Raw genomic sequence first — 4,054 nt, 5'->3', positions numbered from 1 at the left:
AATGCTTCTGTCTGCTCGCTGTGCATAGTCGCTAAGCTGTTCTTGAATTGCGTTAGAAAAGCTCTCTGTTCGTTCACGAGCTGGTCGTAAGCTGTGTTCGCTTGACTGTGTAGCGTCTGCTGCATTTCTTTGAGCATGTCGCGTAGTAGCTGTTCTGCTGTCAGCATTTAATCGTTCTCCGTTTTTTGCGATTGCATCAGTAATAGCGCGTAAGTTATGCCAATAGTCGCCAATATCACTGCAAAAATTATCAAAAATGGTAGCCATATTTGCAGTCGAATGACGACTGCTAGAAGTGCTGATAGCGTCACGACTAACATAATGCCAAAAATCCAAATCACCGTTTTTTGTACGTCGCTCATGATGCTGACTTGCTGCATGTGACGACTGTTTTCTTTGCTTAATTTCAAAAGGGTTTGGTTTAGCTTGGTATCGAGCACTGTCGCTAATTCGATTTCCAGCGTTTGTACTTTTTCTGCTGCTGTTGTCAACTTTGGCTGTGAGTTGTTGAGTTCGCTCAATGCTGTTGTTATCAGTTGTTTGAAATCTTTTAGAAAATCTGTCTGCACGTTTTTCAACGCTGTATTGAAGTCGCTCTCTTGCTGCGTCAATGTCGATAATGCTTTGTCGTGACTGTTCTGTCGCGCTTGCTGAATAGTCTCTGACAAGCTTTTCGCTTGTAAATTCTCGCTCATAGATAGCTCCTGATAATCTTATGTTTCTCGTGCCGTGCGGATTTTTGATGCTGATAGATTTATCAGTTTGTCTAGCAATCTCAATCCCTATATCGGTTAGCTTCTTCACAAGCTCAGTACGATTACTGACATTGCCTAGTTCTATTTCTGACTTGATAAAATCATGCAAATCATCTCGTACTTCTTTGACATCACTTGGCAAATCTTTGACAGTCGATAACGTGCGTTTTCTATCTAGCGCATTAGGGTCGATTAAGTCATATTTTGCGACTGTAAAATCACGCCAAGCATCGGTGAGATGTTTATCATTGCGATGAAAATAGACTGGCAATGCTTTACCGCTTTCAAGCTCTACACTCGCAAAGACAAAATTTAGCTCCAGTCTCGACTCGCCTTTTTCATTTACTTTATCTGTATGCTCAACCCAATAACCCGTATATTGATTAGGCTCTAAATTTGGAAAAAGAGTTTGCTCAAAGCTATCAATAATATCTTGCTTGTCTTGTTCGCTAAGCTTGTCACCTTCACTATGCACAAATGCTAGTGTTCCGCTTGTGTAGAGCTTTTTAAAATCTAAGCCGTTAATTATTTCAGTCGTCAGCTCGGGGTCGCCTTGAAGAAGCCGCGCATTAGCTCGGTCATTATCTTTACCGAGCAAATAATCTTTGACTGCTTTACCGCCACTGCTTCTACGACTGTCTTTACTATCACCGCGCCTGTTCATGATGACCATCATTTATCATCACCTCCCATTGCTGAATACTGCATCTTATCTAACGCTTCTTTGACTTGTGCAAGCTGATAAGCAAGTTCTGCAACATCAAGCGCGTCTGCTTTTTTCTGTGTATGAGCATAGCGCGTAAGCTGATTAACATTATTAGCTAGCCCACAGAAAACCCGCATGAAATGCGGATCGGTTTTCGGTGGCGGTTTTCTGCGCTTAAGCGGTTTGGTCTTATCGCCAAGACCGACAGTTCGTAAAAAATTGGCAACGGTTGTGCCGTGAGATTTTTCTTCGAGCTGCTTAAATTCTTCATCACTCAAGCGAACGCCTATCGTAATTTTGCGAGGTCTTTCTTTTGGAATTTTAGTTTGAGTATCAGCCATAATTTTGCTCTGCTTTTGGGGTTAAGGGGTTTCCCCTTACAAGACGATAGCTAATCAAAATCCCGAAGGGTTTTGGTTAGCCTATCTGTGCTTGCTAAAAACATAAAATAGCAGAAATCACTGGCGGTTACTGGAGGGAGGATTTTAGTATACGGACTGAATACTAACGTCATTAAACCACTGCGGAGGTACTAAATTTTTAATATGTTGGTGCTCTATTATTCGTTGTCTTTCTACACGCTCACAATGATATTCAATCATGCGTCCTAAGATGTCGCTGTATTCATTCGTATTATTTTGATAATCATTTTCGACAGCAGATAATAAACGCGCTTGTAACTTATAACGCTTAATTAGATGCCATAATTCAGGGGTTATTTCTTCTACAACATGATTTTCAGCGTTTTCATCTTCTAATAACACTGCTTCATCTTCGATTTCTTCAATGAGTAATAGCTTTTTGAGACCATTAGACCATCTCAATAATTTACCGCCACTGAATGCTTGGGCGTATTCTTTGAAAATTATTCCAGCGTGATTGTCGCCACCCTGATAATCAAGCAATAGTTCCCACTGATTGCGATTGCCGTTTTTAGCTTTTTTATCCCGACTATTTGTAATCTCTTGCGCTGATTTGTGTTTAGCGATATATGATTTGACGTTATCGCCCTCTGTTATGACTGCTCCATTTTCAAGCGATGTTGCTCCCAAGCCGACTTCACGACACAATTTAAACCAATAAAATTTAATGAATTTCTCGAAACTCATGTAGCTAATTTGAGCTTGTAGCCCTTTTTCTATATAGCTTTTCTCTTGTTTTTCATTAAGTAGCCTAAGCATTCCTTTCCGCTTTGGAGTGTTCCATCGCGCAATCGGCAGCTTAATATCATGATGTGATTTTTCAAGAAACATCAAACTATGAATATGATTATGATGACCATTTTTGCCGTGCGTATACTCTACGCCTTTGATAGCACCGACTTTGCCAACAATTTGCCAGACTTGGCGCATTATTCTATCGTCCATCAGCCGCTTATACGCTTGATTGATAAGCTCTAGCTGCTTCTCTAAGCTACCGCCATGCTTGTGCGGTATTGTTAGTGTCAGCATAGGCACAAAGCCATATAGCGAGCTTGTAAAGTAGTCGTATGCTTGCGCTATCTCTTTGCTACGCTTAGACATGATGCGATTATTGCAAACAATGCACGTATGAACAGATGAGCATTGAATGATATTGCTGTAATAAGCGCGACCATCTGTACCGCTTTGTCCATTGTGTTTTATAGAAATATTTTCGTCTTGATTTAGACGATGAGACATACAAACACAGACCCTTTTTTGAGCTGTATTCGCTAATAGATTTTTAGCAGTATCAGTGAGTTTAAAGTTCGCAGACCTTGCCGACTGGCGCTTAGCAGAGATTTTATTCTTTTTATGAGAAAAATTGGAATTGAATTTAGTAATAGTTCCAAGCAACGGAGCGGAACTCAATTTTTCTTTGCAGACATGGCTAAAAGTCTGACGATTAATGCCAGAAAATGTGATTTGTTTTGTTTTTTGAGAAGAATAGTATACGGAGGGTATACAATTTACTATCGGATTTCGGGCGGATTGGCTTGACGAAAAGTACTTGCGTGGTAAAATAGTCATATCAACTCTATCGTAAGTAGATGTTGTAAAAGCTACGTAGCGTCGGGAAACGCGAAATAGCACAAGATTTAAAGATACTCTTTTTTAAGAGTATTAGCAATCCCAAAAAACCCTAGCGCCTAGCGCTAGGGTTTTTCGGTTTTAGAAATAAAGAAAAGGGTTTGCTAACGCGCTGCGCTTGTTTGCTCATTATCAATGATGCGCGAAAAGATGCACATCATTGATAATCGAGCTTTAAAAACGGGGGCGAGGTCTGCTAATTTTTGGCTTATCAACTGCTTCAACAACTGATTTTTTCATCAAGTCATTTTTCTGAACTGCTATTTGCTGTTGCTCAAATCGGGTATTACTATGTTTTGCTGCTTCAATAGCATTATCAAGTAAGCGACTTGTTTGTTCAGCAATATCACTTCTTCTGCTTGTTCGTCTAACTCTTTCAGACACTCTTTCTTTATCTGTATCAATGCTTCGTTTTGCGTTGTCTGTAGCGTCTGTAATGCTTCTGTCTGCTCGCTGTGCATAGTCGCTAAGCTGTTCTTGAATTGCGTTAGAAAAGCTCTCTGTTCGTTCACGAGCTGGTCGTAAGCTGTGTTCGCTTGACT

General features: G+C 40.3%; 4 protein-coding genes. All 4 read right to left on the bottom strand.

The genetic code is table 11. From position 1 onward, the window contains the following. A partial coding sequence (locus ACP7AE_RS14055; RefSeq protein ID WP_426243835.1) for a hypothetical protein occupies window positions 1–1,353 on the bottom strand: 1,353 nt, incomplete at its 3' end. A gap of 74 nt (window positions 1,354–1,427) precedes the next feature. After that, on the bottom strand, window positions 1,428–1,802 hold the full coding sequence (locus tag ACP7AE_RS14050) for a plasmid mobilization protein (RefSeq protein ID WP_426243833.1): 375 nt from the start codon (window positions 1,800–1,802) through the stop codon (window positions 1,428–1,430). Between the two features lie 144 nt (window positions 1,803–1,946). Then, complete coding sequence (locus tag ACP7AE_RS14045) at window positions 1,947–3,452, bottom strand: protein rep (protein ID WP_426243831.1); 1,506 nt, start codon at window positions 3,450–3,452, stop codon at window positions 1,947–1,949. 234 nt (window positions 3,453–3,686) lie between these two features. Further along, the coding region (locus ACP7AE_RS14040) for a hypothetical protein (protein ID WP_426243829.1) at window positions 3,687–4,054 on the bottom strand (368 nt) is incomplete at its 5' end.

It is taken from the genome of Psychrobacter sp. TWP2-1-2 (assembly GCF_049896785.1).
GTDB lineage: Bacteria > Pseudomonadota > Gammaproteobacteria > Pseudomonadales > Moraxellaceae > Psychrobacter.
This window is presented reverse-complemented; position numbering and strand designations above follow the sequence as displayed.